This is a genomic window from Pradoshia sp. Z6_59, assembly GCF_058267515.1.
In genome coordinates this window covers 350,258-375,871 of record NZ_JBZCPP010000002.1, presented here as the reverse complement: position 1 = coordinate 375,871, position 25,614 = coordinate 350,258, and the positions used below count along the sequence as shown (strand labels likewise).

The 25,614-nt window shown below is 37.8% G+C and carries 20 protein-coding genes, 15 tRNA genes, 1 rRNA gene and 1 pseudogene; 31 read left to right on the top strand and 6 right to left on the bottom strand.

The features are described 5' to 3' along the window. Positions 1-166: 166 nt before the first annotated feature. The 18 genes from rrf to codA all read left to right on the top strand — a co-directional run bounded on the left by rrf (position 167) and on the right by codA (position 4,615). Positions 167-283 (top strand): 5S ribosomal RNA (gene rrf, locus AC4D4B_RS04070). Positions 284-294: 11 nt separating this feature from the next. Continuing rightward, positions 295-369 (top strand) — tRNA-Asn (locus tag AC4D4B_RS04065). Positions 370-372: 3 nt separating this feature from the next. Beyond that, positions 373-464 (top strand) — tRNA-Ser (locus tag AC4D4B_RS04060). A 16-nt stretch (positions 465-480) separates the two neighbouring features. Continuing rightward, a tRNA-Glu gene (locus tag AC4D4B_RS04055) sits at positions 481-555 on the top strand. Between the two features lie 9 nt (positions 556-564). Further along, positions 565-640: transfer RNA gene (locus AC4D4B_RS04050), tRNA-Val, on the top strand. Between the two features lie 27 nt (positions 641-667). Then, a tRNA-Met gene (locus AC4D4B_RS04045) sits at positions 668-741 on the top strand. A gap of 5 nt (positions 742-746) precedes the next feature. Next, positions 747-823, top strand: a tRNA-Asp gene (locus tag AC4D4B_RS04040). A gap of 16 nt (positions 824-839) precedes the next feature. Continuing rightward, positions 840-915, top strand: a tRNA-Phe gene (locus AC4D4B_RS04035). Between the two features lie 44 nt (positions 916-959). Further along, a tRNA-Thr gene (locus AC4D4B_RS04030) sits at positions 960-1,032 on the top strand. A gap of 11 nt (positions 1,033-1,043) precedes the next feature. Further along, positions 1,044-1,127, top strand: a tRNA-Tyr gene (locus AC4D4B_RS04025). Positions 1,128-1,135: 8 nt separating this feature from the next. Next, positions 1,136-1,209: transfer RNA gene (locus AC4D4B_RS04020), tRNA-Trp, on the top strand. A 9-nt stretch (positions 1,210-1,218) separates the two neighbouring features. Beyond that, positions 1,219-1,294 (top strand) — tRNA-His (locus AC4D4B_RS04015). Between the two features lie 51 nt (positions 1,295-1,345). Beyond that, a tRNA-Gln gene (locus AC4D4B_RS04010) sits at positions 1,346-1,420 on the top strand. Between the two features lie 7 nt (positions 1,421-1,427). Next, positions 1,428-1,502 (top strand) — tRNA-Gly (locus AC4D4B_RS04005). Positions 1,503-1,513: 11 nt separating this feature from the next. Beyond that, positions 1,514-1,587, top strand: a tRNA-Cys gene (locus AC4D4B_RS04000). Between the two features lie 7 nt (positions 1,588-1,594). Beyond that, positions 1,595-1,676, top strand: a tRNA-Leu gene (locus AC4D4B_RS03995). Positions 1,677-2,091: 415 nt separating this feature from the next. Then, positions 2,092-3,366 carry a cytosine permease gene (codB, locus tag AC4D4B_RS03990; RefSeq protein WP_490996978.1) on the top strand — a complete coding sequence of 425 codons (1,275 nt, stop codon included), beginning with the start codon at positions 2,092-2,094 and terminating at the stop codon, positions 3,364-3,366. Continuing rightward, entirely contained in the window at positions 3,350-4,615 is a 1,266-nt protein-coding gene (gene codA / locus AC4D4B_RS03985; RefSeq protein WP_490996977.1) for a cytosine deaminase, read from the top strand. Before codB ends, codA begins: the two co-directional genes overlap by 17 nt. 323 nt (positions 4,616-4,938) lie before the next feature. Here the strand turns inward: codA and AC4D4B_RS03980 are convergent, their stop codons facing one another. After that, positions 4,939-5,487 (bottom strand): hypothetical protein, encoded by a 549-nt coding sequence (locus AC4D4B_RS03980; RefSeq protein WP_490999220.1) that lies wholly within the window; start codon positions 5,485-5,487, stop codon positions 4,939-4,941. A 99-nt stretch (positions 5,488-5,586) separates the two neighbouring features. Between AC4D4B_RS03980 and AC4D4B_RS03975 the strand changes: the two are divergent. The 8 genes and pseudogenes from AC4D4B_RS03975 to AC4D4B_RS03940 all read left to right on the top strand — a co-directional run. Continuing rightward, positions 5,587-6,038: pseudogene (locus AC4D4B_RS03975) on the top strand (alpha-L-arabinofuranosidase C-terminal domain-containing protein); the annotation flags it as partial. A 314-nt stretch (positions 6,039-6,352) separates the two neighbouring features. Next, positions 6,353-7,684: a xylose isomerase gene (gene xylA / locus AC4D4B_RS03970; protein WP_490996975.1), complete on the top strand. Its 1,332-nt coding sequence runs from the start codon at positions 6,353-6,355 to the stop codon at positions 7,682-7,684. A gap of 66 nt (positions 7,685-7,750) precedes the next feature. After that, positions 7,751-9,250: a xylulokinase gene (xylB, locus tag AC4D4B_RS03965; RefSeq protein WP_490999219.1), complete on the top strand. Its 1,500-nt coding sequence runs from the start codon at positions 7,751-7,753 to the stop codon at positions 9,248-9,250. A 327-nt stretch (positions 9,251-9,577) separates the two neighbouring features. Next, positions 9,578-11,200 (top strand): aspartate 4-decarboxylase, encoded by a 1,623-nt coding sequence (aspD, locus tag AC4D4B_RS03960; protein WP_490996973.1) that lies wholly within the window; start codon positions 9,578-9,580, stop codon positions 11,198-11,200. Positions 11,201-11,500: 300 nt separating this feature from the next. After that, on the top strand, positions 11,501-12,193 hold the full coding sequence (locus AC4D4B_RS03955; RefSeq protein WP_490996972.1) for a DUF969 domain-containing protein: 693 nt from the start codon (positions 11,501-11,503) through the stop codon (positions 12,191-12,193). Then, the gene (locus AC4D4B_RS03950; protein ID WP_490999218.1) at positions 12,193-13,122 is read left to right on the top strand and encodes a DUF979 domain-containing protein; all 930 of its coding nucleotides are present in this window, start codon (positions 12,193-12,195) and stop codon (positions 13,120-13,122) included. Before AC4D4B_RS03955 ends, AC4D4B_RS03950 begins: the two co-directional genes overlap by 1 nt. Before the next feature lie 30 nt (positions 13,123-13,152). After that, on the top strand, positions 13,153-13,794 hold the full coding sequence (pcp, locus tag AC4D4B_RS03945) for a pyroglutamyl-peptidase I (protein ID WP_490999217.1): 642 nt from the start codon (positions 13,153-13,155) through the stop codon (positions 13,792-13,794). Further along, the gene (locus tag AC4D4B_RS03940) at positions 13,794-14,309 is read left to right on the top strand and encodes a gamma-glutamylcyclotransferase family protein (protein ID WP_490999216.1); all 516 of its coding nucleotides are present in this window, start codon (positions 13,794-13,796) and stop codon (positions 14,307-14,309) included. Before pcp ends, AC4D4B_RS03940 begins: the two co-directional genes overlap by 1 nt. Before the next feature lie 134 nt (positions 14,310-14,443). Here AC4D4B_RS03940 and AC4D4B_RS03935 read toward each other — a convergent pair whose 3' ends face one another. The 5 genes from AC4D4B_RS03935 to AC4D4B_RS03915 form a co-directional block, all read right to left on the bottom strand. Further along, entirely contained in the window at positions 14,444-15,130 is a 687-nt protein-coding gene (locus tag AC4D4B_RS03935) for a YoaK family protein (RefSeq protein ID WP_490999215.1), read from the bottom strand. Positions 15,131-15,450: 320 nt separating this feature from the next. Next, on the bottom strand, positions 15,451-16,929 hold the full coding sequence (locus tag AC4D4B_RS03930; RefSeq protein WP_490996967.1) for an amino acid permease: 1,479 nt from the start codon (positions 16,927-16,929) through the stop codon (positions 15,451-15,453). Between the two features lie 211 nt (positions 16,930-17,140). Continuing rightward, positions 17,141-17,818: an ABC transporter ATP-binding protein gene (locus tag AC4D4B_RS03925; RefSeq protein ID WP_490996966.1), complete on the bottom strand. Its 678-nt coding sequence runs from the start codon at positions 17,816-17,818 to the stop codon at positions 17,141-17,143. 4 nt (positions 17,819-17,822) lie between these two features. Continuing rightward, positions 17,823-18,890, bottom strand: coding sequence for an ABC transporter permease (locus tag AC4D4B_RS03920; protein ID WP_490999214.1), 1,068 nt, complete (start codon positions 18,888-18,890; stop codon positions 17,823-17,825). A 154-nt stretch (positions 18,891-19,044) separates the two neighbouring features. Next, positions 19,045-19,938 (bottom strand): MerR family transcriptional regulator, encoded by an 894-nt coding sequence (locus tag AC4D4B_RS03915; protein ID WP_490996964.1) that lies wholly within the window; start codon positions 19,936-19,938, stop codon positions 19,045-19,047. 823 nt (positions 19,939-20,761) lie between these two features. Here AC4D4B_RS03915 and AC4D4B_RS03910 point away from each other — a divergent pair. The 5 genes from AC4D4B_RS03910 to AC4D4B_RS03890 all read left to right on the top strand — a co-directional run bounded on the left by AC4D4B_RS03910 (position 20,762) and on the right by AC4D4B_RS03890 (position 25,330). Further along, positions 20,762-21,937, top strand: coding sequence for an ABC transporter substrate-binding protein (locus tag AC4D4B_RS03910; protein ID WP_490996963.1), 1,176 nt, complete (start codon positions 20,762-20,764; stop codon positions 21,935-21,937). A gap of 71 nt (positions 21,938-22,008) precedes the next feature. Further along, entirely contained in the window at positions 22,009-22,887 is an 879-nt protein-coding gene (locus AC4D4B_RS03905; protein WP_490996962.1) for a branched-chain amino acid ABC transporter permease, read from the top strand. A 13-nt stretch (positions 22,888-22,900) separates the two neighbouring features. Further along, positions 22,901-23,869: a branched-chain amino acid ABC transporter permease gene (locus AC4D4B_RS03900; RefSeq protein ID WP_490996961.1), complete on the top strand. Its 969-nt coding sequence runs from the start codon at positions 22,901-22,903 to the stop codon at positions 23,867-23,869. Further along, on the top strand, positions 23,844-24,623 hold the full coding sequence (locus AC4D4B_RS03895; protein ID WP_490996960.1) for an ABC transporter ATP-binding protein: 780 nt from the start codon (positions 23,844-23,846) through the stop codon (positions 24,621-24,623). The genes AC4D4B_RS03900 and AC4D4B_RS03895 overlap by 26 nt, the downstream gene beginning before the upstream one ends. Then, positions 24,623-25,330 (top strand): ABC transporter ATP-binding protein, encoded by a 708-nt coding sequence (locus AC4D4B_RS03890; protein WP_490996959.1) that lies wholly within the window; start codon positions 24,623-24,625, stop codon positions 25,328-25,330. Before AC4D4B_RS03895 ends, AC4D4B_RS03890 begins: the two co-directional genes overlap by 1 nt. The last annotated feature ends 284 nt before the right edge of the window (positions 25,331-25,614 follow it).

Sequence of the window (25,614 nt, the reverse complement as noted above, 5' to 3'; positions counted from 1 at the left end):
CTGACGGATACTAATCGTTCGAGGACTTAACCAAATGATTCAAGCATACTTGCCAAACTTACATTATCCAGTTTTGAGAGAATGAAAAAAAGATAAAATTTCTTTAAAATTTCTCTTGAAAAATGTCAGAAATACGATATAATAATAAATGTCGCTGACAAAATCGTCTGGTGACGATGGCGAAGAGGCCACACCCGTTCCCATTCCGAACACGGAAGTTAAGCTCTTCAGCGCCGATGGTAGTTGGGACGCGAGTCCCTGTGAGAGTAGGACGTCGCCAGGCATTATAATTATTCCGCAGTAGCTCAGTGGTAGAGCATTCGGCTGTTAACCGAACGGTCGTAGGTTCGAGTCCTACCTGCGGAGCCATATGGAGAGCTGTCCGAGAGGTCGAAGGAGCACGATTGGAAATCGTGTAGACGGTCAACGCTGTCTCAAGGGTTCGAATCCCTTGCTCTCCGCCATAATAACTCAATAATTGGCCCCTTGGTCAAGCGGTTAAGACACCGCCCTTTCACGGCGGTAACACGGGTTCGAATCCCGTAGGGGTCACCATTTTAATGTGGAGGATTAGCTCAGCTGGGAGAGCATCTGCCTTACAAGCAGAGGGTCGGCGGTTCGATCCCGTCATCCTCCACCATAAAAACTAGTATCACACTCACATTGGCGCGGGGTGGAGCAGTCTGGTAGCTCGTCGGGCTCATAACCCGAAGGTCGCAGGTTCAAATCCTGTCCCCGCAATAAATGGTCCGGTAGTTCAGTTGGTTAGAATGCCTGCCTGTCACGCAGGAGGTCGCGGGTTCGAGTCCCGTCCGGACCGCCATTTACATAATGAAGTTGGCTCAGTAGCTCAGTCGGTAGAGCAAAGGACTGAAAATCCTTGTGTCGGCGGTTCGATTCCGTCCTGAGCCACCATTATTAATTAAAATTTAACAAATAATAATTTTCCTAAATATTATGCCGGTGTAGCTCAATTGGTAGAGCAACTGACTTGTAATCAGTAGGTTGGGGGTTCAAGTCCTCTTGCCGGCACTCTTAATATCGGAGGGGTAGCGAAGTGGCTAAACGCGGCGGACTGTAAATCCGCTCCTTCGGGTTCGGCAGTTCGAATCTGCCCCCCTCCACCATTCATTATAGGGGCATAGTTTAAAGGTAGAACAGAGGTCTCCAAAACCTCCAGTGTGGGTTCAATTCCTACTGCCCCTGCCAATAAATATGGCGATTGTGGCGAAGTGGTTAACGCATCGGATTGTGGTTCCGACATTCGTGGGTTCGATTCCCATCAGTCGCCCCATTTTACATTAAACTCGAATAATAGCTTATACTAACTAATATATTTAATTGTTGGGCTATAGCCAAGTGGTAAGGCAACGGACTTTGACTCCGTCATTCGTAGGTTCGAATCCTGCTAGCCCAGCCAACTTAATGCGGAAGTAGTTCAGTGGTAGAACATCACCTTGCCAAGGTGAGGGTCGCGGGTTCGAGCCCCGTCTTCCGCTCCAACAAATTATTTGGCGGCATAGCCAAGTGGTAAGGCAGAGGTCTGCAAAACCTTTATCACCGGTTCAAATCCGGTTGCCGCCTCCAAGATCTTGCCGGTGTGGCGGAATTGGCAGACGCGCACGACTCAAAATCGTGTTCCGTAAGGAGTGTCGGTTCGACCCCGACCACCGGTATCATCAGATTAATTTTTGCCAAGATTAATCAGTAAAAAGGCTCTCAAATGTTGATTTAAAACATTTGGGAGCCTTTTTTGGTATAAGAGTAGCAAAATCGAAATAGATAGTTTTAAATTCGCTTTACGCATTTTTATAGAGGAACCTTTATACATTCCCTTCAAATCCAACCATCAATTACCATTGGACTATCTAAGATAATCTGTTAATATGGATTTAATTTAAATTGAGAACCTTTAAGAGCAGTCCAGAGAGGCTGACAAGGTGGGCGATACTTTGTTTGGAGAACGTATTTATACACATAATATATTATTGTGTGAATAATACGGTTATTTCTGACACCTTCCACTTGTCACTTTGCGGCAAGTGGTTTTTTTTTGCTCACCAAGAGACTAAAAACTTGGGAGGAAACAAAATGCAATTAAAAGACAAAGATTTTTCATTTCAATCAGTACCTACAGCAAATCGTAACAGCTTTCTGAAAATGCTTGTTGTTATGCTTGGCTTCACATTCTATTCAGCAAGTATGTGGGCTGGTGGATCATTAGGTGAAGGATTAACATTTATGCAGTTGATTGGTGTCATTTTATTAGGAAACCTTATATTAGGAGCATTTACCGGTGCATTAAGTTATATTGCAGCAAAAACAGGATTATCGACTCACTTACTGGCACAATATAGTTTTGGTGAAAAAGGAGCCTATATCTCTTCATTCATGTTATCAGCAACACAAGTCGGATGGTTTGGTGTAGGGCTAGGGATGTTTGCCTATCCGGTTTCTAAATTAACTGGCCTTCCACTAGTACCGATTGTCATCATTACAGGGATTTTAATGACAGTAACTGCTTATTTCGGTATGAAAGCTTTAACAATCTTAAGTTTTATCGCTGTACCGGCTATTGCGATTTTTGGATCAACAAGTGCAGGAATGGCCATTTCGGATATGGGAGGAATGGAAGCACTCATTGCTTATAAACCTGAAACTTCCTTAACATTAGCAGCAGCATTAACGATTACAATCGGTTCATTCATTAGTGGTGGTACTTTAACACCCGACTTTGCACGCTATGCAAAATCAGGAAAACATGCTGTAACAACAACAGTCATTGCCTTTTTCTTAGGAAATACATTAATGTTCTTATTTGGTGCGATTGGTGTAATAGCAACAGGTCACAATGATATTTCAGACGTAATGATTTCACAAGGCTTACTATTACCAGCTGTTTTAGTGCTTGGATTAAACATCTGGACAACAAACGATAACTCACTGTACGCGTCCGGCCTTGGTTTTGCAACCATGTTCAAGAAGCCAAAGGTATTTATGGTTATGATGAACGGTACGATTGGTACGGTATTTGCCATCGTTCTTTATAACAATTTCACAAGCTGGCTAACATTCTTAGGATCCACTCTGCCGGCTATTGGATCAATTATTATTGTGGATTTCTTCTTTATCCAAAAAAGACAATACATTCAGTATGAGAAGGCAAACATTGCAAAAGTACATATTCCAGCCATCATTGCCTGGGCCGTTGGTGTCATCTCGGGATTAACATTGCCGGGAATCGCTTCACTAAACACATTATTTATCACAGGAGTTGTTTATGTAGTTGCTGTTAGAATAACGAAAACAACAGTTGTTACCGAAAGGGAAGAGGAGGCAGGATGCTATTATGAAAAAGTGGGCTAATACTGCGATCTCTGGACGAGAAGGTCTTTGGGATTTACTAATAGAAAATGGTAAGTTTGTAAAGATTGTTAAAGCTGGTACAAATGACTTTGACAGCTGTGAAACACTTGATCTAAGCGGAAAGATGGTTTGTGCACCATTTATTGAGCCGCATATTCATCTGGATACTACCTTAACGGCAGGCCAACCACGTTGGAATGAAAGTGGGACTTTATTTGAAGGTATTCAATGTTGGTCTGAACGCAAAGTTTCCTTAACAAAAGAGGATGTAAAAGAGCGTGCAAAGAAAGCCCTTAGCTGGCAAATTGCTAACGGAATAGGTGCTGTGCGTACACATGTTGATACAACGGATCCTTCTTTAGTAGCATTAGAAGCTATGCTTGAAGTTAAAGCAGAAATGAAAGACTTTGTTGATTTACAAATTGTTGCTTTCCCACAGGAAGGACTTATTTCTTATCGAAATGGCTTGGAACTGGTAGAGGAAGCTTTAAAAATGGGTGCTGATATTGTTGGGGGCATCCCTCACTTTGAATTTACGCGTGAAGACGGTGTTCAATCGGTTCGCGAGATTTTTAAATTGGCCATGAAATATGACAAGCCAATTGATATTCATTGTGATGAAATTGATGATGAGCAGTCTCGCCATGTGGAAGTTGTAGCACGTGAAACGATTATGAATGATTACCAAGGTCGTGTTACAGCAAGTCATACGACGGCAATGGGCTCTTACAATGATGCTTACGCATATAAATTAATGCGTGTACTTAGACTTGCCGAATTGAATTTCGTAGCAAATCCATTAGTCAATATTCATCTGCAGGGGCGTTTTGACACATATCCAAAACGCCGTGGCTTAACACGCGTAAAAGAGCTTGATCAAAATGGATTAAATGTTTGCTTCGGTCATGATGATATTATGGATCCTTGGTATCCAATCGGAAACGGGAATATGCTACAAGTATTGCATATGGGCTTACATGCTTCACAGTTAATGGGCTATAGTGATATTGCAAACAGTTTACGTTTTGTGACTGGTAATAGTGCTAAAGCATTGAACCTTAAAAATTACGGTATTGCAGAAGGAAATCCAGCAAACTTCGTTGTGCTGAATGCGGAAGATGGTTACCATGCTCTTCGCCTGCAAGCAGAGATTCTATACTCTGTTAGGAACGGTAAAGTGATTGCTGAAACAAGGCCTCGTGAGACGAATGTTTTTCTGCAAGATCAAAAGAACATTACCTTTATGTAAGTAAAAGTTAAGACCAGCATCAGTTAATGAACTGCCCCTGAAAATGAAGAAACGGATTTATCTTTTCAGGGGTGTTTTTTTGAGTGAACGTATATGATGAACAACGTATTAAAGCGATTAAAAGATACATAAATGGCTCTGAATCATAAGAGAAAGTTCAAAAAAAATAAACAGCGGGAGGTATAAAAAAAATAGAAATTTATATATGAAACTTAGTGTCATCTTCCAGATTGTGAAAAAGCTATTATTGACATTTTAACGCCTCGAGGCAGGTAGGTTAATCTTAATGTAATATAAAAATAGCCATGTACAAATTCTTCAGCTTATCCAATTATTGAGTGAGAGGGATGGCTGAATTCTTTTTTGATTTGTATGATGGCCTTAGTTTTTTCTCCTTTTGTTAACTCGGATGATAATGAACCAGGGCCTCCACTACGTTCATAAAAGACTTTCCCATCAACATCTATCTTTTTCTGACCATCCTCAAAATATATTTCAAATTTAACCTCATCATTTTCTGGTAATGTATTTTCATAATAGTAATTATATAACTCTTTTCTACTAAGTCCGCTTTCAATTTCTATAAAGGCAACTACAGTGGGATATCCGCCACTTCCCGTAGGTCCATCGGGGAAAAAGACTCCATAATCAAAATTTTTATCTATGACCTTAGTATGTGCAGGTAACGGATAGTGGTAAAGATCGTGAGCAATATTTTTAGCATATAAGTATCTTTCTCCAACCAATGCATATAGGATAAATCCAACCAAGAAAATTGGCAATGAAATAAGTTTAATAAGGGATTTTTTCTTATCTTTAGTGAACATAGTAGCTCCTCGAATTGTCTTTGAAATTTCATTCCTTTTAGACATTGCTTCTAATTGAGATTGATTCTTAAAAGTTATGTTTTTAATATCTTCCTTACGGACAATTTATAATTTTATTTTATCAAAATGAAAGATACTCCCGAGAATGTTATTGCTCCAATCATGACAGAAAATAACGGACCTGCTTGGAAGCAAACTATATTCTATCCTTATATGCATACTTCCGTTTATGGACGGGGTATTTCGTTAAATCCGATTATTACTAGTGATAAATATGATAGTAAAGATTTTACGGACGTCCCATATTTAGAGTCTACAGCGGTTTATAATGAAGAAGAAGATACATTAACTATTTTTGCGGTTAATCGTCATCTTGAAGAAGGTTTGGAGCTAGAGGTAGATATACGTAATTTTAATGAATATGAAGTAATCGAGCATATTGTTCTAGAAATGAAAATATTAAACAAACCAATTCAGCACACAAAGAGTCAGTAAAACCACATTCCAACGGGAATGCAAAATGTGAGGAAGGTAAAGTAATAACCATTCTGCCAAACCTGTCATGGAACGTCATTCGTTTAGCAAAACAGAGATAATTATAGAGTATGGCATATTTTTTTAATATAGAAAATATGCCATAGTAATCTATAAATATGATTATCACAAGCAAGTAAGTATTGAGTGAGAGTGTGGAATTAAAACAAGATCAATAGAAGAAAGAATTATTTCTACATTTCCTCAATTGGATATCTGATTTTGTCGTATACTTTGTTTATCTATTAGACAAACAAAGTATAGAGTGCTATAATGCTAATTAATACAGGTTGTAGATTAAGCATTTAGAGACATCTATTTTGTAAGCATTTACATAAACGACCTGAAACCTAAAAAAATTGGGAGGCATGCCACAATGGCTTATTTCGAAACCGTTAATAAAATCCAATATGAAGGCGCTTCATCTAAAAATCCTTTTGCATTTAAGTACTATAATCCGGAAGAAAAATTAAATGGAAAAACAATGGAGGATATCCTCCGATTCTCAGTTACCTATTGGCATACGTTCACAGCAGATGGAACAGATCCATTTGGTGTTGGTACGGCGATTCGCCCATGGAATAATCTCAAAGGTTTAGATTTAGCAAAAGCCCGTGTGGAAGCGGCATTTGAACTTTTTGACAAATTAAATGTTCCTTATTTTGCTTTCCACGATGTAGATATCGCTCCAGAAGGAAGTACATTAAAAGAAACAAATGAAAATCAGGATATTATCGTAGCAATGATTCAGGAATACATGAAAACAAGTAAAACAAAGTTGCTTTGGAATACAGCAAATATGTTCACAAATCCTCGTTATGTTCATGGTGCTGCCACTTCTCCGAATGCTGATGTATTTGCCTATTCAGCTGCGAAAGTAAAAAAAGGCTTAGAAGTAGCGAAAGAACTTGGAGCTGAAAACTATGTGTTTTGGGGCGGTCGTGAAGGCTATGAAACACTCCTAAATACGGACATGAAGCTTGAGCAGGATAACTTGGCTCGATTCTTCCATATGGCAGTTGACTATGCAAAAGAAATCGGTTTGAATGTTCCTTTCTTGATTGAGCCAAAACCTAAAGAACCTACAAAACACCAATATGATTTTGATGTGGCGACTAGTATAGCTTTCTTGCAAAAATATGATTTAACAGATTATTTCAAGTTCAATATTGAAGCTAACCATGCAACTCTTGCTGGCCATACATTTGAGCATGAATTAAGAACAGCTCGCATCAATGGAATGCTTGGATCAGTGGATGCAAACCAGGGGGATACACTCCTTGGATGGGATACAGATGAATTCCCGACCGATCTTTATTCTAATACATTAGCAATGTACGAAATATTGAAAAATGGAGGTTTAGGCAAAGGTGGCTTAAACTTCGATGCAAAGGTTCGACGAGGTTCATTTGAAGCAGAGGATCTTTTTCATTCCCACATCGCTGGTATGGATGCATTTGCTATTGGATTAAAGGTAGCAAACAAGCTTATTGAAGATAAAGCTTTAGATAGCTTTGTTGAGGAACGCTATAGCAGCTATCAAAGTGGCGTTGGCTTAGAAATCGTTGAGGGCAGAACCAACTTCCGTGAATTAGAAAAGTATGCTCTCCAATTAACTGAGATTAAGAACACATCTGGAAGAACAGAGCGCCTGAAGGCCATCATCAACCAATATTTATTAGAAACACTATCAAGCGTACACGTATAATCTATTAATCTTACAAAGTGCTGGAAGCCTTTCCTCCAGCACTTTTTTTAGAAAAGGATGATAAGGATGAAATATGTTATTGGTGTAGACCTCGGAACAAGTGCAGTGAAAATCTTACTGGTGAATCAGCAAGGAGATGTATGTCTCGAAGTAGCAAAATCTTATCCGCTTATTATTGAAAAATCCAGTTACAGTGAACAAGACCCGGAAGAATGGGTTGAAAAAACGACAGCTGGAATAGCAGAATTAATTCAACAGTTTGATGGAGATGTAAATGATATTGAGGGGATCAGTTTCTCTGGTCAAATGCATGGTTTGGTTCTATTAGATGAAGATAATCAAGTCTTAAGAAATGCAATTCTATGGAATGACACGAGAACGACAAGGCAATGTCAGGAAATATACGATGTTATGGGAAGTAAACGTTTATTAGAAGTAACAAAAAATCCTGCATTAGAGGGCTTTACCTTGCCTAAAATTCTCTGGGTAAAAGAAAATGAATCAGACATTTTCAAACGTGCCAGATTGTTTGTGCTGCCAAAGGATTATTTACGCTACCGTCTAACTGGAAACATCCATATGGACTACTCTGATGCTGCAGGAACGCTATTACTGAATGTGGCGGAACGGGAATGGAGTCAGGAAGTATTGGCGGCATTTGGTCTATCCTCTGATTTTTGCCCGCCATTAGTGGAATCACATGATTTTGTAGGTACAGTAACAGCTGAATTTGCCCAAAAAACAGGATTGACTGAAGCAGTAAAAGTGTTTGCAGGTGGAGCTGATAATGCGTGCGGTGCGATTGGTTCCGGAATTTTAACACCAGGGAAAACGTTAGCAAGCATCGGTACCTCTGGTGTCGTACTTTCTTATGAAGAAAGAAGTGACCTCGATTTTAATGGGAAAGTTCACTATTTTAACCATGGTGAAGAAAATGCTTACTATACAATGGGTGTGACTCTTGCGGCTGGCTATAGCTTAAGCTGGTTTAAGGAAACGTTCGCGAAGCAAGAAGATTTCGATCAATTTTTGGCTGGAGTGGAGGAAGTACCTGCAGGCAGCAATGGTCTATTATTTACGCCATATATTGTCGGTGAAAGAACACCACACGCAGATTCCACTATTCGCGGCAGCTTTATTGGTGTTGATGCATCTCATGATCGAAACTATTTTGCCCGTGCGGTTCTTGAAGGGATTACGTTCTCTCTAAACGAATCAATTGAAATTTTCAGGGAAAATGGGAAGACGATCAATTCAATAATCTCTATTGGCGGCGGTGCCAAAAATGACACATGGCTCCAGATGCAAGCGGATATTTTCAACACGAAAATTGAAAGACTGACAAGCGAGCAAGGTCCAGGAATGGGAGCGGCGATGCTTGCAGCATATGGGTGCGGTTGGTTTGCTTCTTTAAACGAATGTGCCAATCATTTTATTCAAGTGGCAAAATCCTATGAACCGATTAAAGAAAATGTTGAGACGTACAAACGATTATTTAAGATATATCAACAGGTATATACTCAAACGAAGGGGCTTAATGAGCAGCTTGAAGAATATAGAAAATAATTGATGTGATTGGTATTATTTGGTTTTTTTGTGCCTCGTATAGATGTTGTAATCCTGTACTTAACTGCTAGTACAAAGTAAATTATTCGTAAAATAAATCGGACTAATAAATCCGATTTATTTTTTATGGGAGAAAATATACATAAATACATATGTCTTCATTATGATTTAGAAGGAAGTAAATAAACTAATTAGATAATATCCAAAATACCCCATACACCATTAAAATGTTCTTTTATCGAGAGAAATAAATGCGTTCGATTATATTCCATGTTTACTTGTGGAATACTCTCCTTATAGATTTAGCAGTTTGTTAGGAGGATTTTGATGGATGAACTAAAAAAAGAAAGTCATCAATTAGAGAAAATAAGTCCGTTTGAGCTAAAAGACAAACTCATTGATCTTGCAAAAGGAAAAATGAGAATTACTAGAACAATGCTGGATGCGGGACGGGGAAATCCTAATTGGATTGCAGCAACACCTCGAGAGGCGTTTTTTGCACTAGGTCAATTTGCTGTTACAGAATCGAGGCACGTATGGGATGATGGCAATTTAGCCGGCATGCCGAGTCGGATAGGAATTGCAGAACGTTTTAATAAATATGTTGAGGGCAATCAGCAAGTTCCAGGAATTCAATTGCTGAAAGAGATTATTGAATACGGTATCAAAATTAAACAGTTTGAGCCAGATATATGGGTCTATGAATTGGTAGATGGAATTATTGGGGATAATTATCCGATTCCGGATCGAATGCTTGTTAGAACTGAACAAATTGTACATGACTTTTTAATTAAAGAGCTGTGCAATGGGGATTCGTCGGCTGGTCCGTTTGATTTATTTGCTGTTGAAGGAGCAACAGCAGCGATGTGTTATATATTTGATACATTATTTAAAAATTACTTACTGCCTAAAGGGTCTAAGATTGCGGTGATGGTTCCAATTTTTCCGCCTTATATAGAGATTCCAGAGCTTCCTAACAATGATTACGAACTTGTGAAAATTGAAGCAACCGGAATAAACAATGAAGGACAGCATACATGGCAATACCCTGATGAAGAAATAGAAAAATTAAAAGATACGGACATTAAAGCACTTTTTTTAGTAAATCCGAGCAATCCGCCTTCAGTTTCTTTAGAAAAGAAATCCACAGAAAAAATTATACAAATTGTGAAACAAGATAATCCAAATCTTATGATAATTTCAGATGATGTATATGGGACTTTTGTTGAAGGGTTCCGCTCCTTAATGGTGGATTTACCATTCAATACCATCGGGGTTTATTCATTTTCTAAATATTTTGGTGTGACAGGCTGGCGATTGGGCACGATTGCCATAAATCAATCGAATATCTTTAATAAATTAATCGATGATTTACCAGAAGAAGTGAAGAAGGTTCTACATAAAAGATACGCTTCACTTACACGGAATCCAGAAAGTCTTACGTTTATCGATCGGATAGTTGCAGATAGCAGAGCCGTTGCGATGAATCACACAGCTGGATTATCGACACCGCAGCAAGTACAAATGGCTTTATTTTCGATTTTTGCCATGCTCGATACTAATAATGAATACAAACAAAAAACAATGGACATTTTACATCGGAGGATGACTTTATTATATAAAGGCCTTGGTTTACCTAAGAAACATTTGCCTAACGATGCTGACTATTATACAGAAATCGATTTGGAAATCTGGTGTAATCATCATTTTGATAAAGGGTTTACCGATTACCTGAAAAAGAATTATAACCCGGTTGATATTTTATACCGCCTAGCAGAAAACTCATCGATTGTATTATTAAGCGGTGAAGGATTTTCAGCACCGGTATGGTCCATTCGTGTATCTCTAGCCAATCTAAATGATGAAGACTACTTGCATATTGGCCAAGAGTTAAAAAATGTACTGGAAAAGTATGTGATGGAATGGAAAGAGAACATGGGTAATATTTAAATTAATGCGTCTAAATTTCAGAGATTTTACTATTACTACGGAGATTTATTTTTCAAGTTATTATTCCTGTATAATAATAATCAAAGCTTTGCTACGAAATTTATGTAGCAAGGCTTTTTAAGCTATTTATTATTTTGTCACTTCATTTCTACTATCTATTATTGATAATAACCATATTTTACTCCTTTACCAGATTAAAATGTTGAAGTATAGTGGTAGTGTTATTTACAATGTAAAAAGATGACTATATAATTATAAATTATTGTAGAATAACTAAAATGTTAGAATAGGAGAGTAGTAATGGAACTATTAGGGATCTTGATTATAATAATAGGATTTGCACTAAAGTTAGATACCATTGCAGTAGTAGTTGTAGCAGGTATTTCGACTGGACTTGTGGCAAACATGAATATCGTAGAAATACTCAATACACTTGGAGAAGCATTTGTATCAAACAGAGTAACTTGTTTATTTTTGATTACCATTCCTGTTATAGGTTTGAGTGAAAGATACGGGTTAAAAGCAAAGGCAGTTATGCTTATTAAAAAAGCAAGCAGTTTATCAGTAGGAAAATTACTGAGTGGTTATACGTTTATAAGAGAAGTAACGATTGGTATGGGCGTAACACTTGGTGGACACCCACAATTTGTTAGACCTTTAGTAAGCCCAATGGCAGAAGGTGCAGCCGTTGCTAAATACGGAGATAAGGTCGACGAAAAAGATATTGAAAAAATAAAATCATACTCAGCAGCATCTGATAATATCGGTAATTTTTTTGCGCAAAATGTATTCATCGCAAATTCAGGTGTACTTTTAATTGCATCTACACTGGAAGGGCTAGGCATGCAGGTAGATACACTTGAAGTAGCGAAAGTTTCAGTACCAGTTGCCGTTATTGCATTTATATTCTGGACTGCTCAAAATTTATTATTCGATAGAAAAATGAAGCAAAAATATTCTAGTAAAAATGGAGAAGGACGAGGTGAACAATAATGGATATAACACAACCCTCTAATCTTTTATTAGAACTCTTTTATATTATAATCGGTTTATTCATGGGAGTTACCATGGTGTTTACCTTAAAGGATAAAAACCACAAAACAAGAATCGGTACAGCCATGTTTTGGGGAATACTAGCCGTGATTTTCATAATTGGAAACTATATTCCAAGTACGATAGTAGGTATTTTAGTAGTTGTTATCGCTGTATTATCGGCAACTAAGCAAATAAATATTGGAACGTTAAAACAATTAGATGAGACATTCGCTAACTTAAAAGCAGAAAAATTAGGCTTGAAAATTTTCATCCCATCACTGTCTATCGCAGTTATAGCCATGCTTGTGGCTCAATTTACAAGTTTCCCTGGAACGGTAGCGATTGGTATAGCATCCACCATAGCATTAGTATTAACGTTTATATTAACTAAAGCTACTTCTAAAGAGCTATTAGAGGATACCAATAGAATGTATCAATCAATTGGAGCATTTGCGATTCTGCCTCAATTATTAGCTTCATTAGGCGTATTATTTACGACAGCGGGTGTAGGCGATAAGATTGCATCTATTATTTCAAATGTGATCCCAACAGGTAATGCATTGGTAGGTGTAGCAACTTATTGTGTAGGTATGGCTTTATTTACAGCTATCATGGGTAATGCATTTGCCGCATTTGCTGTAATAACGGCTGGAATCGGTGTACCGTTTGTATTTGCTATAGGAGGAGACCCTCTTATCTGTGGAACTCTGGCATTAACAGCTGGATACTGTGGAACATTAATTACACCTATGGCTGCGAACTTCAATATGTTACCAGCTGCATTGCTTGAACTTAAAGATAAGAATTCAGTCATAAAGGCACAAGCTCCAATCGCTTTAACATTATTAGTTGTTCATATATTTATGATGTATATTTGGGGATTTTAAGATAAAAAACTTACAATAGGAGAATAAATTATGAAAGTATTAATAACTGGATTTGATGCATTCGGAGGAGAGCCGGTAAACCCAGCTGAAGAAGCTGTTAAAATGATAAGCAACAAAATCGCAGGAGCAGAGGTTATTAAGGTCATTATACCGACAGTTCAAAATAAATCTGTTAAAGCAATAGAGAATGCAATAGAACAGCACAACCCGGATATTGTCATATCTGTAGGTCAGGCAGGAGGAAGATTTGATATAACTCCTGAAAGAGTTGCTATCAATCTCGATGATTATAGAATTAAAGACAACGAAGGTAATCAACCAATCGATACAGTTATCCAACCGGATGGCCAACCTGCTTATTTTTCAAACTTACCAGTAAAAGCTATGGTTAAACATATGAGTGAACATGGCATCCCAGCAACGTTATCAAATACAGCTGGAACATTTGTATGTAACCATGTAATGTACGGAATTCTTTACATGATTGATAAGAAGTATCCGAATATAAAAGGTGGATTTATTCATATCCCATATATGACCTCTCAAGTGATGGACAAGAAAAATACTCCGTTTATGTCGTTAAATGATATTGTAAAAGGCTTGGAACTGGCTATTGAAGCTTGCGTTATCTATGACGAAGATATAAAAGCGATCGGCGGAGAGATTTGTTAATGAGTCGGATCAATCTTTTTGTTTATGGAAGTTTACGGGAAGGGTTCTTCAATTATAATAAGTATTTAGCTAATAAGGTCATAGAGAAAAAAGAAGCCAAATTAGAAAATATGAAATTATATCATATGCCGTATAAAGGTTATCCTGCTATTACATTTGGTGAGGATGTAGTACGGGGAGAAATAATGGTCATAAAAGAAGATTGTTACGAGGATACAATGAAGGCAATGGATGAGATGGAGGGATTCATTAGTGAAAATAATCCCGAAAATGAATACCATAAAGTTTTGTTAGAAGTAGAAAATCTTCATACACATCAAAAAGAAAAATGTTTTGTTTATTTTTATAACAAAGACAAAGATTCAATTTTTGATAGTAGTACCATTTATATTCCGCATGGCGACTGGAAAGAATACATGATAAGCGGAAATTTACAAAAAGAGCTTTCTCCAAATAAGAATATTTTAATCGGAATGGCTAAAGAAGAAACTCAAGAAAGCTATGTTTATAGCTGAGTTTTCTAATAAAATCCACGTATTAAACAGCTGTGTAAAAGCAGCTGTTTTCTTTTTGTGATTTTTAGGATTTGGTCCTTAACGGCTGTCTCATGGTTATTGGTGATTGAATATATTTAACCCGAGTTTACAGGTCAGGAGGTGTCCCCCTCCTTCATGGATCCTTTATTTCTATGATATAAAATAACGGTGAGCAGGATAATGAAGGCTGCTATCCAGATGGCTATGTTCCCCATATGAATACTGGAATAGGTCCCGAGTAATGCGCCCAAAATAAAGCAGAGTATAATGGCGGAAAACCCTTTAAATTTTCTCTTTGATTCTGAATCATGATCTATAAAGGCACCGTAAAAAGCTGAAGAGGCAGTTCGCAGATTTCCAGTTGTGATGGTTGAATTGTAGCTCCAATTTTCCAATTTGTTAAAGGTAGCGATTTGTAGTGAGGATACGAAGGCAATGCTCATAGTGACAATCATATTCGGTACGCTTCCTGGTAAGCAACCGACGATAAATAAAATGATACACTCCAGTATTAAAACAGCTCGTCTATGCATATCGTGTTTGTCTTTGATGTATTCGGCTGTTAAAACGCCGGCAATAAAAGCTAAAAAAGGCGGCACATTCTGAATGGCTGCACCGTATTTTGTGCTAGCTGCTCTCACCGCAAATAAAACGGTATTTCCTGTTTGTGCAGTCGCAAAAACTCCATCTCTTGTAACGTATGTATAAGCATCTAAAAATCCACCTACTAAGGCCAAAATCATTCCCATGATTAAGGAATTAGCTGATAATGAAAGAAATTTTCTTATTCTGTGTTCCATATCTATCTCCTTACTACCAGCCCATTTTTAGCCTAAAGGAAGCGAAGGTGGCTTTATAAAATGGTTCCACATATCTACTAAGATTATTCCAAAAATCTTGAATGCCATAATCCGAAAAATAGATACATGAGGAAGAGGATAAGCTTTTTTCAATACAGATGGTGGAGGAGCTAATTGTTGCTAGTATTGTAAATGATTCAGCATGTACTATTGACCGTTTATCTCGAGGAAGAGAGGAGATGGAATAGAGGGAGTTAACCTATCATTATAAAAAAAAGAATGAAGAACCTCCTTTAGTAACTAGAGGTTCTTCATTCTTTTTATGCCTTCATTTTTTTTACATTCATTTCTTTTAGGGAAACTACTTTTGTTTTCTTAATATATTTATATCCAAACCACAAAATTAGAAATAGTGGAAGACTAATATAGGATACTAATATACCGTACCAATCTATAGGTCCGCCAAATAGTGCATCTGTATTCTGGCCAAGTATAATCAGGATACATAGTGTAGCAGCAGCTAGCGGAGCGAACGGGAACCAACTTGCTCTATAAGGCAGATCATTTACATCATTTCCTTGAGCCACATATGCTCTGCGAAAACGATAGTGACTAATGGCTATACCAAGCCAGGCAATAAACCCAGATAAACCGGCTGCATTAATGAGCCAGACATAAACCACACCGTCTCCAAAAAATGAACTTAAAAATGCCAGACAGCCAACCAGGCCAGTAGCAATTAAGGCATTGACCGGTACACCTTTTTTGCTCAATTTTCCTAGGAATTTTGGAGCATGTCCTCTTTCTGCTAAGTTCCATAGCATTCGGGCTGCTGCATACATTCCTGAATTACCTGCTGAAAGAATGGCAGTCAGGATAATTGCGTTCATAACTGATGCGGCAAAGGCAATACCAGCGCGCTCAAATAGAAGAGTGAAAGGGCTTTTTACGACACTGTCGGTAGCAGCAAGGTCTGGAGTTGTATAGGGAATAACCAAACCGATGATTAAGATAGAGAGAATAAAGAAAATTAAAATTCTCCAAAAAACTGAATTTACGGCTTTAGGGATGGTTTTTGCTGGATCCTTACTTTCTCCGGCCGTAATTCCAATTAGCTCTGTCCCTTGAAATGAAAAACCAACAACCATAAAGACTCCTAATATAGCCATTATTCCTCCATTAAAAGGTGCATCATCAACTGTGAAATTCTTGAATCCAATGGCTTCTCCGCCCATAATTCCAAATATCATCAAGAGACCTGTTCCGATAAAAACAATAATGGCAATTACTTTTATTAATGAGAACCAATATTCTGACTCTCCGAAGCTTTTAACAGAGAGAGCGTTTAGTAGAAAAATAATGAGAAGAAATAATCCGCTCCATAATGCTGAAGGGCTATCAGGAAACCAAAACTTCATTATTAACACAATCGCTGATAGCTCTGCTGCAATTGTGACAGCCCAACTATACCAGTAATTCCAGCCAAGTGCGAAGCCAAAGGCAGGATCAACGAACTTTTCACCATAGATACTGAATGATCCCGCAACGGGCATATGTGCGGCCATCTCTCCCAGACTTGTCATTAAAAAATAAACCATTATACCAACAATTGCGAAGGCGACAAGGGCACCGCCAGGACCGGCAGCATGAACTGTATTTCCACTAGCCAGGAATAAACCTGTACCGATCGTTCCGCCGAGAGAAATCATTGTTAAATGCCTGGTTTTTAAATCTCTTTTTAATTTTCTTTTCTTTTTACGTTTATATATAGGTGATGTTTCTTTAATGGCAGGTTCCATTATTATGCCTCTTTTCTTCTGTCATTTATTGATTAGTAGTCTTATATACCAATTTAGCAAGCAAGCTTAAACATTTTTGTTAACAATCAGATTTTTTAGAAAAAACAGTAATTTATGATTTGAGAATAATTTGAGTAGCGTAGGCAATGAGAAAAGAGCCTCTCTTTTTTTTACATAGAGAGGCTCTTTTCTATACCAAAAGAATGATTATTTATTTGCAAGATTCGAGGTTTAGTGTTCCATCAATAATTTTATAAACTTTATCACAATAATCTATCAGTCTTGTATCATGTGTAACTACAATGGTTGTTTTACCATGATTGGTAGTTGCATTTTTCAACATTTCCATTACCTCAAAGGCCCGGTCTGAATCAAGGGAGGCGGTTGGTTCATCAGCAAGAATGATACTGGGATCTGTATATAATGCTTTTGCTAACGCCACACGTTGGCGCTCACCACCCGATAAATCTGCTGGGAAACTGGTAAGCAAATCTTCAATACCAAGTGCTCTGTAAAGGCTTTGAATTTGAGTATTGTCCATATTATCCTTCTTCACTTTATCCAGTAACTGCATTTGCTGATCAACTGTAAGAAAGGGTACAAGGTTAGAGGCTTGCAAAACAAAGCCTATTTCTTTTAAACGAATGGATGCTCGCTCTTTTTCCTTTAGGTTAGTCAGATTTTTGTCATTTACAATCACTTCACCGTTGCTGGGTGCTTGAAGACCGCCCGCAATCGTTAGAAAAGTACTTTTTCCAGAACCGGAAGGACCGATAACGGCAATTAATTCCCCTGAATCTGCCGAAAAGTTAGTAGTTTTTAATGCTTCGATTTCTGTACGGCCGGACATGAAAACTTTGTTGACCTCTTTTAATTCAAGTAATGCCATTATGTTAACCTCCTATCGCGTCTAAAGGATCGATTTTGACAATAGTCTGTACAGAGAATAGCGCTCCAAGTATAGATACAATAACCAGGACAGCAGCGTATATCAGCATATCGATATAGTTAAAGGCAACAGGAACGGCTGCTGGTAGGAAATATCCAGTTATAATAGTCAGGATGAACCCAACAATAACTCCTGCTAAAGATAGGATAAATGTTTGGGCAATCACTGATATTGACAAATAGCTGTTGGAAATTCCCTGAGCCTTCATAACTCCAAAAATACTGATTTTTTGAATCGTTAATACATAAAGGAATATCGCCAGGATGACGGCAGATATGATAAATAGAAAATAGATCATAAAGGTTAATGTCAAGTTTTGTTCGGAATATCCGGGCATATTTTCAATGAATGTTTGTGTTGAAACAACACTAAGTGAATCGTCGACAGCAACGCTTTCTAAGTTATCCGTACGAATGACAAAACCATTAATTTTATCATCTTTTTGTTCTGCTGCTTCACCAAAACGAACTTCCTGTATTGTTTCAAGTGATCCATACAAAACTGGAGCAGCATTAAATTTTGCATCCTCAGTGAATCCGGTAATCGTAAGAGTGGTGTCAGTAGAAGAAAGGCTCAATTCATCGTCAATTTTAAACCCTTCATCTTTGAGAGAATCATCGGCTATCACTTCGCCCGTTTTACTAAAAGCCTTGCCTTCACTTACATCAGGCATAATAAATTCATCTTCATTGATACCGAAAAGAGAGACATTTGCTTTTATATCATCAGTTTTTGCGATGGAGTTTAATTGAGACAAAATAGCGTATTCATCTGTACCGTCCCCCTCAAAATCGCCAATTGCCATAGTTGATTGTGGGAGATTTATATCTGATTCATCCGTCAAAATGACTCCATCTGCCTCCCATTTATCAACAGCTTCTTTATTTAGGTTTTCAAGCCCATTAGCTAACCCGGATAAAAAGAATACTAGGTAGGAAACGAGTGTTAAAACACCGACAATCAATAAAAAGCGAAGCTTATTATTCTTTATTTCATTCCAGGCTAAAAACATGTATCCCCATCCTCACGTTATTTGTATTTAAAATATAATTAATATATAGATAATGTATAGGAAAAATATAATAATAGCAAATAATTGAATTGTAGGTAACTTTAATTATTAAAAGAAAAATGCCCCAACAGGAATTGGGGCATGGAGTAAGTATTTAATTTTGAAAATCAATAATCTGATTCATGATTTTCAGCCAGTCTTTGTCAGACGGAGATACATCCCAGCGAGGCTCCTGTTTTTTGCTTTCTTTAATTCCTAAACCGCCGATGATGAATTTTAACTTTGGATTTTGCTTATAAAGAATATCTATATATTTTTGAGCATTCTGCTCGTGTTCATAACTGGATATAGAAATGGCCACTATCTCAATATCTTTTTCCTTAATCAACTCATCCAACCCATCAAGAGGTGTATCGGCACCTATATAATAGACTGGATAATGCTGCTCTTTTAAAAAGAGAGTAAAGAGGATTAATCCAAGTTGATGATGCTCCCCTTCCGGACAAATGGCGATTACTTTGGGTAGAACTGGGGATGAATGAAAAATCGTAAAAAAGTTAATGGCGCGCTGAAGCACAATATTACTGATCATATGCTCCTTAATAACAGACAACTCTCCCTTTTCCCATGCATCTCCAACCTTATACATAAGGGGAACGACAATTGAATAAAAGACAGTTTTATAATGAAATTGAGAAAAATATAAATCAAAGAGCTGATTGCATCTCTCAGAATCAAAATGTAGTGTAGCATCAAATAATTCATTAATTTGTGCCTCAAATGAATGATTAATCGTATTGTCGATTAATTTTTCCTTTTCAATTTCTCCTTTGTGGATTTTCAGAAGCTGGACTGCCTGGCTGACGCTCATCTTATGATCCTGAACCTGTTTTTTGAGCCATTTTAAATCATTTACATTTTCTTCTGTATATACTCTATGACCCGATTCAGTACGTTTCGGAGTAATAGCATGATAACGGGTTTCCCATGATCGAATAGTAACAGTTGGCATATCTAACAATTTAGAAACAGCATTAATCTTATACATAAAATAACCTTTCTTTTACAAGTACTATAATTTCTCTATATTCTAACTGTATATTAAATTTATAAAAGAATGCAATTCCTGGGTTGCTATTTAGTTTTGGATTTTGTTAGGTCTAGTAAAAAAGAGTTACTTTAGCAGGTTAGTTTTTTTTATTATGGGAGAGGTATGGATTGAGGTCACTCAATATTACAATAGTGGTAATGTTGAAATTAATAGAAAACAATACAAAAATAGATTCCTTTATAACATTTAACATAGTCTCTAAACATTTTTTATTGAACTACCAATAATATATGTACTCTAAAATAGAAAATTTTAATTTATAGATGAATATTAGGCAATCTTACAAAAAGGCTTCTGATACATAAAAGAGAACCCAGTCAAGAGACTGGGTTCTTTAGTTTTAATTTTATGGTAGTCTAGTGTCTTGATCCTTTAGGCGATTTTGTTGATCTGGTTTACGTCCTTTATCAATTGCGTTTTCTGGCTTCTTCTGACTATTTTGAAGTTTTCCTTCGAAATCACGTAATCCTTCAGTATTACTTTTGTCTGTAATATTGTCGCCTCCTAATGTGTTGGTTAATTTTCTATTCCCATATTATTGAGCTGAAAACATCTTAATCCTGCTAGCGTATTTAATATTTTACCGATTATCCCTATAGATTTAAGCGAATTTAGAGGATACCGGTTAGCAGATTTTAAAATAAAAAAATATATGTACATATTTTCCAGTAGGGGTTAAACTATATTCAGAATATTTTAATCTTTCAATCAAATCATCGTTTCATATCTTTATCTATAAGAAAAATAGGGGGCATGTGTAATGAAAAAGAAGAAACTAGCCGGTATTATTCTTTCATTATCATTAGGTATGGGTGTTTTGGCTGGCTGCGGTGGAGAGAAATCAGGCAGCGGAGAAAAAGGAGATACAATTAAAATTGGAGCGAACCTTGAGTTAACTGGCGGTGGGGCATCCTATGGTCAATCCATCGTGGAAGGGATGGATCTGGCACTTGAAGAGATAAACAAAGAAGGTGTCGGTGGCAAAAAACTGAAGATAGTGAAATATGATAACAAGTCAGATGCAGCAGAAGCAACGACCGGAGCAATCAAGCTTGCCAGCCAGGATAAGGTGGATGTCATGATTGGTGCAGCGACAAGTACTAATACATTGGCGCAGGTCCAGGTTGCCAATGATAATAAAGTTCCATTAATTACACCGACAGGGACGAACGAAACTATTACTTCAAAAGATGGCAAGGTTAATGAATATGTCTTTAGAACATGTTTTATTGATCCGTTCCAGGGAACAGTTGCAGCGAATTTTGCTCAGCAGGAATTAGATGCAAAAACAGCCGCTATTTATATTGATAGCTCCAGTGACTATTCCAAGGGGTTGGCTGCAGCATTTAAAGAGGCGTTTACAAAAGCGGGCGGTCAAATTGTAGCGGAAGAAGCATTCCTGCAAAAAGACACAGATTTTCAATCTACGTTAACCAGAATCAAAAAAGCGAATCCGGACTTTGTTTTTGTTCCGGCATTCTATGAAGAAGTTGGCTTAATTTTAAAACAGGCACGTGAGTCAGGAATCGATGTTCCGGTTATGGGAGGAGATGGTTGGGATTCTCCTAAGTTACTAGATATTGCCGGGAAAGAAGCGCTAAATAATACCTTTATTACGAACCATTATTCTGCTGGAGATCCGGACAAAAAAATCCAGGATTTTGTATCGGCATTTAAAAAGAAATATAAAGATAAATCACCGGACGCCTTTGCTGCGCTTGGTTATGACACAGCCTACTTCATTGCAGATTCGATAAAACGCGCTGGAGATGACGCGACGCCGGAAAAAATAAAAGATGCACTTGCTGAAACAAAAGATTTACAACTTGTATCGGGGAACTTAACGATGGACAAAAATCATAATCCAGTTAAATCTGCGGCCATTTTAAAATATGAAAATGGTGAGCAAGTTTTTGAAACAAAGGTAAATCCATAAGAAAGAGGAATAGGAAGCTTTGTTAAAAAGCTTCCTATTTTTGAAATAATGACCGAGGGGAGTCTAAGGTTATGGAATTTATTCAGCAACTTGTAAATGGGATATCACTTGGCAGTATTTACGCGTTAATAGCGCTCGGTTATACGATGGTGTATGGAATTGTAAAATTGATTAATTTTGCACATGGCGATGTATTTATGGTTGGAGCTTTCATCGGCTTTTATGCAATTACGTTTATGGAATTATCTTTTTTTCCCGCACTGCTTCTTGCCATGGTTGCCTGTGCTATCTTTGGAGTTTTGATTGAACGGATTGCGTACAAGCCTCTGCGTAATGCGACTCGTATTGCGGCACTCATTACAGCCATTGGGGTTTCCTTATTAATCGAAAACGGGATGATCCAAATCAGGGGAGCGCAGCCTGAAGCATATCCAAATAATGTTCTGCCAACAGATTCAATAGATATTTTTGGAGTTACGATAAAAAGTCAATCACTGATGATTTTGGGTGTTTCACTCTTTCTGATGATCGTCCTGCAATTTGTTGTTCATAAAACCAAAATTGGCCGGGCGATGCGTGCAGTTTCATTTGATGCAGATGCTGCTAAATTAATGGGAATCAGCGTAAACAATACAATTTCTGCTACGTTCGCAATCGGATCAGCACTTGCCGGAGCAGCGGGTGTTATATTTGGGACCTACTATACAAAAATAGAGCCATTAATGGGAGTAATGCCGGGACTTAAGGCTTTCGTCGCCGCGGTCCTTGGAGGAATTGGCATTATTCCGGGTGCCATGGTAGGCGGTCTGTTGCTTGGTGTAGTAGAGGGGTTGGTAAGTGCCGCCGGTTTATCTTTATGGAGGGATGCAGCTGCATTTGTTGTCCTCATCTTGATATTGATTTTTATGCCGCAGGGCTTGTTCGGAAAAAACAGAAGAGAAAAAGTGTAAGGGAGACATGGCGATGGCAATTCTTAAGAAGGTTAAAGGTTTTTGGCTCTCTATTTTACTCTCATTCGTCTTGTTTATCGTGATACAGGTTCTCATTACAGGCGGATATTTAAATGCTTTTAATACTAATCTAATTGTGACAATTGGAATTAATATTATTTTGGCAGTTAGTTTGCATCTAATTATTGGTATCACAGGCCAGTTCTCGATTGGACATGCTGGCTTTCTGGCAATTGGGGCATATGCTTCTGCTGTCATGTCTATGATGCTAGAGGTCTCATTCTTATATGCTTTATTAATGGGAGGGATTGCAGCGGCCTTGGTAGGCATGCTTATTGGGATCCCAAGCTTGCGTTTAAAGGGAGATTATTTGGCAATTGCCACTCTTGGATTCGGAGAAATAGTCCGTATTATTTTCCTTAATATGGATTCAGTTGGTGGAGCAAGAGGAATGATGGTCACGCAAATGACAACCTGGCCTTGGGTTTTTGGCTGCTTACTAGTGACTATTATAGTAATTCGGAATTTCACTAATTCTACTCATGGTCGCGCTTGTATATCTGTGAGGGAAGATGAAACAGCAGCCGATTCCATGGGCATTAACACAACCTATTATAAAGTGGCTGCCTTTGTCATTGGATCCTTTTTTGCCGGCATTGCCGGTGGTTTATATGCTCATAACTTTTATATTATTAATCCGTCAACCTTTGGTTTCCTTAGATCGTTTGATATTTTAATATTCGTCGTGCTTGGGGGATTGGGCAGTATGTCAGGTTCTGTGATTGCAGCAATTCTCTTAACATTAATTTCTTCCTTCCTATCAGATTATTCTGATACGCGGATGATTCTTTACAGTATTATCTTAATCGTGACAATGCTGTACAGACCGCAGGGATTGATGGGTACAAAGGAAATCACCTCATTTTTCAAAAGGAAGACAAAAGGAGGCATGAAGGATGCAAACCGACAAACCACTGCTTAAGGTTGACCAAATTGGAATTCATTTCGGAGGGTTAAAGGCTGTAGCAGATGTATCTATGGAGCTGTATCCGGGTGAACTATGCGGCTTAATAGGACCGAATGGAGCAGGGAAAACCACCTTTTTCAACCTTTTAACAGGTGTGTACGTACCATCAGAGGGAACCATTCATTTAAATGATGATAAGTTAAACAAATTACCGCCTTATAAAATTACTAGAAAAGGAATTAGCAGGACATTCCAAAATATTCGCTTGTTTGGAGATTTGTCTGTCATTGATAATGTTAAAGTTGCTTATCATTCGCAGGCTAAACATTCTATGTTCAGTTCAATTATACGAATGCCTAATCATTTTTCGGGAGAATTGGAAATGGACCAAAAAGCTGTGGATTTCCTGAAGATCTTTAATCTGGATTCTTATCGGGATGAAAAAGCCAAGAATCTTCCGTATGGAATGCAACGCAGACTTGAAATAGCCAGAGCCCTAGCAACGGGTCCGCGGTTACTGCTGCTGGATGAACCGGCAGCGGGTATGAATCCGAAGGAAACAAGTCAGCTGATGGAGTTAATCAGCTTAATACGTGAAAAATTTGATTTAACCGTACTTCTGATTGAGCATGATATGCAGCTTGTGATGGGAGTATGTGAACGTATTTATGTACTTGATCATGGACAATTAATCGCACACGGAACACCGGATGAAGTCCGCAATAATCCCAAGGTTATAGAGGCTTATCTTGGCGAGGAGGTTTCCTGATGCTAAAGGTTGAAGATATTAATGTTTACTATGGAAATATTCAGGCATTAAAAGGCGTCTCTTTTCATATTGATGAAGGGGAAATTGTTACCTTAATCGGTGCAAATGGGGCTGGAAAAAGTACATTGCTTAAAACTGTTTCAGGTTTACTTAAACCGAAGCAGGGGCAAATCATGTATCAGGGTAAATCCATAGCTGGAAAAGCAGCTCAAATGATTGTAAAGCAGGGAATCTCACATGTACCAGAAGGACGGCGGGTTTTTGCCAATATGACAGTGGAAGAAAATTTACAGCTTGGTGCTTATTTACGTAAGGATCGAGCTGGGATTAAAGAGGATATGGAGAAGGTATTTGATCTTTTCCCCAGGATGAACGAACGTCTTAAACAGCCGGCAGGAACTTTGTCAGGTGGGGAACAACAAATGCTCGCAATGGGAAGGGCATTAATGGCTAAACCAAAATTGCTCTTACTCGATGAACCTTCCATGGGATTGGCTCCACTACTGGTTAAAACAATTTTTCGCATAATTGAAGAAATAAATAATGCTGGAACAACTATTCTTTTGGTTGAACAAAATGCTAATTTGGCTTTATCGATTGCCAACCGTGCCTATGTAGTGGAGACCGGCAAAATCGTCCTCTCGGGTTCGGCAGATGAGTTAACCTCAAGTGAAAAAGTAAAGATGGCCTATCTTGGCGGACATTAAATGTGAATCACTCCTCTGTAAACTTTTACAGGGGAGTTTTAATTTTGTATGGGTTACAGAAACGTTTGCGGTTAACTGGTAATCATGAACGGATGTGGTAATGTTGACTGTATCTAAGACTACATAGGTTTAATGAAGAAAATGATGATTATCTTCGTCATCAACGGATACTTCACTGTACATGCTGTCGATCGGGTTACCCATTAAGCAATTGAGTCAGCCTGCATCCTAATAATTAATCAGATAATTGTAAAAAAATACACATCTATTCCACATTGTGAACA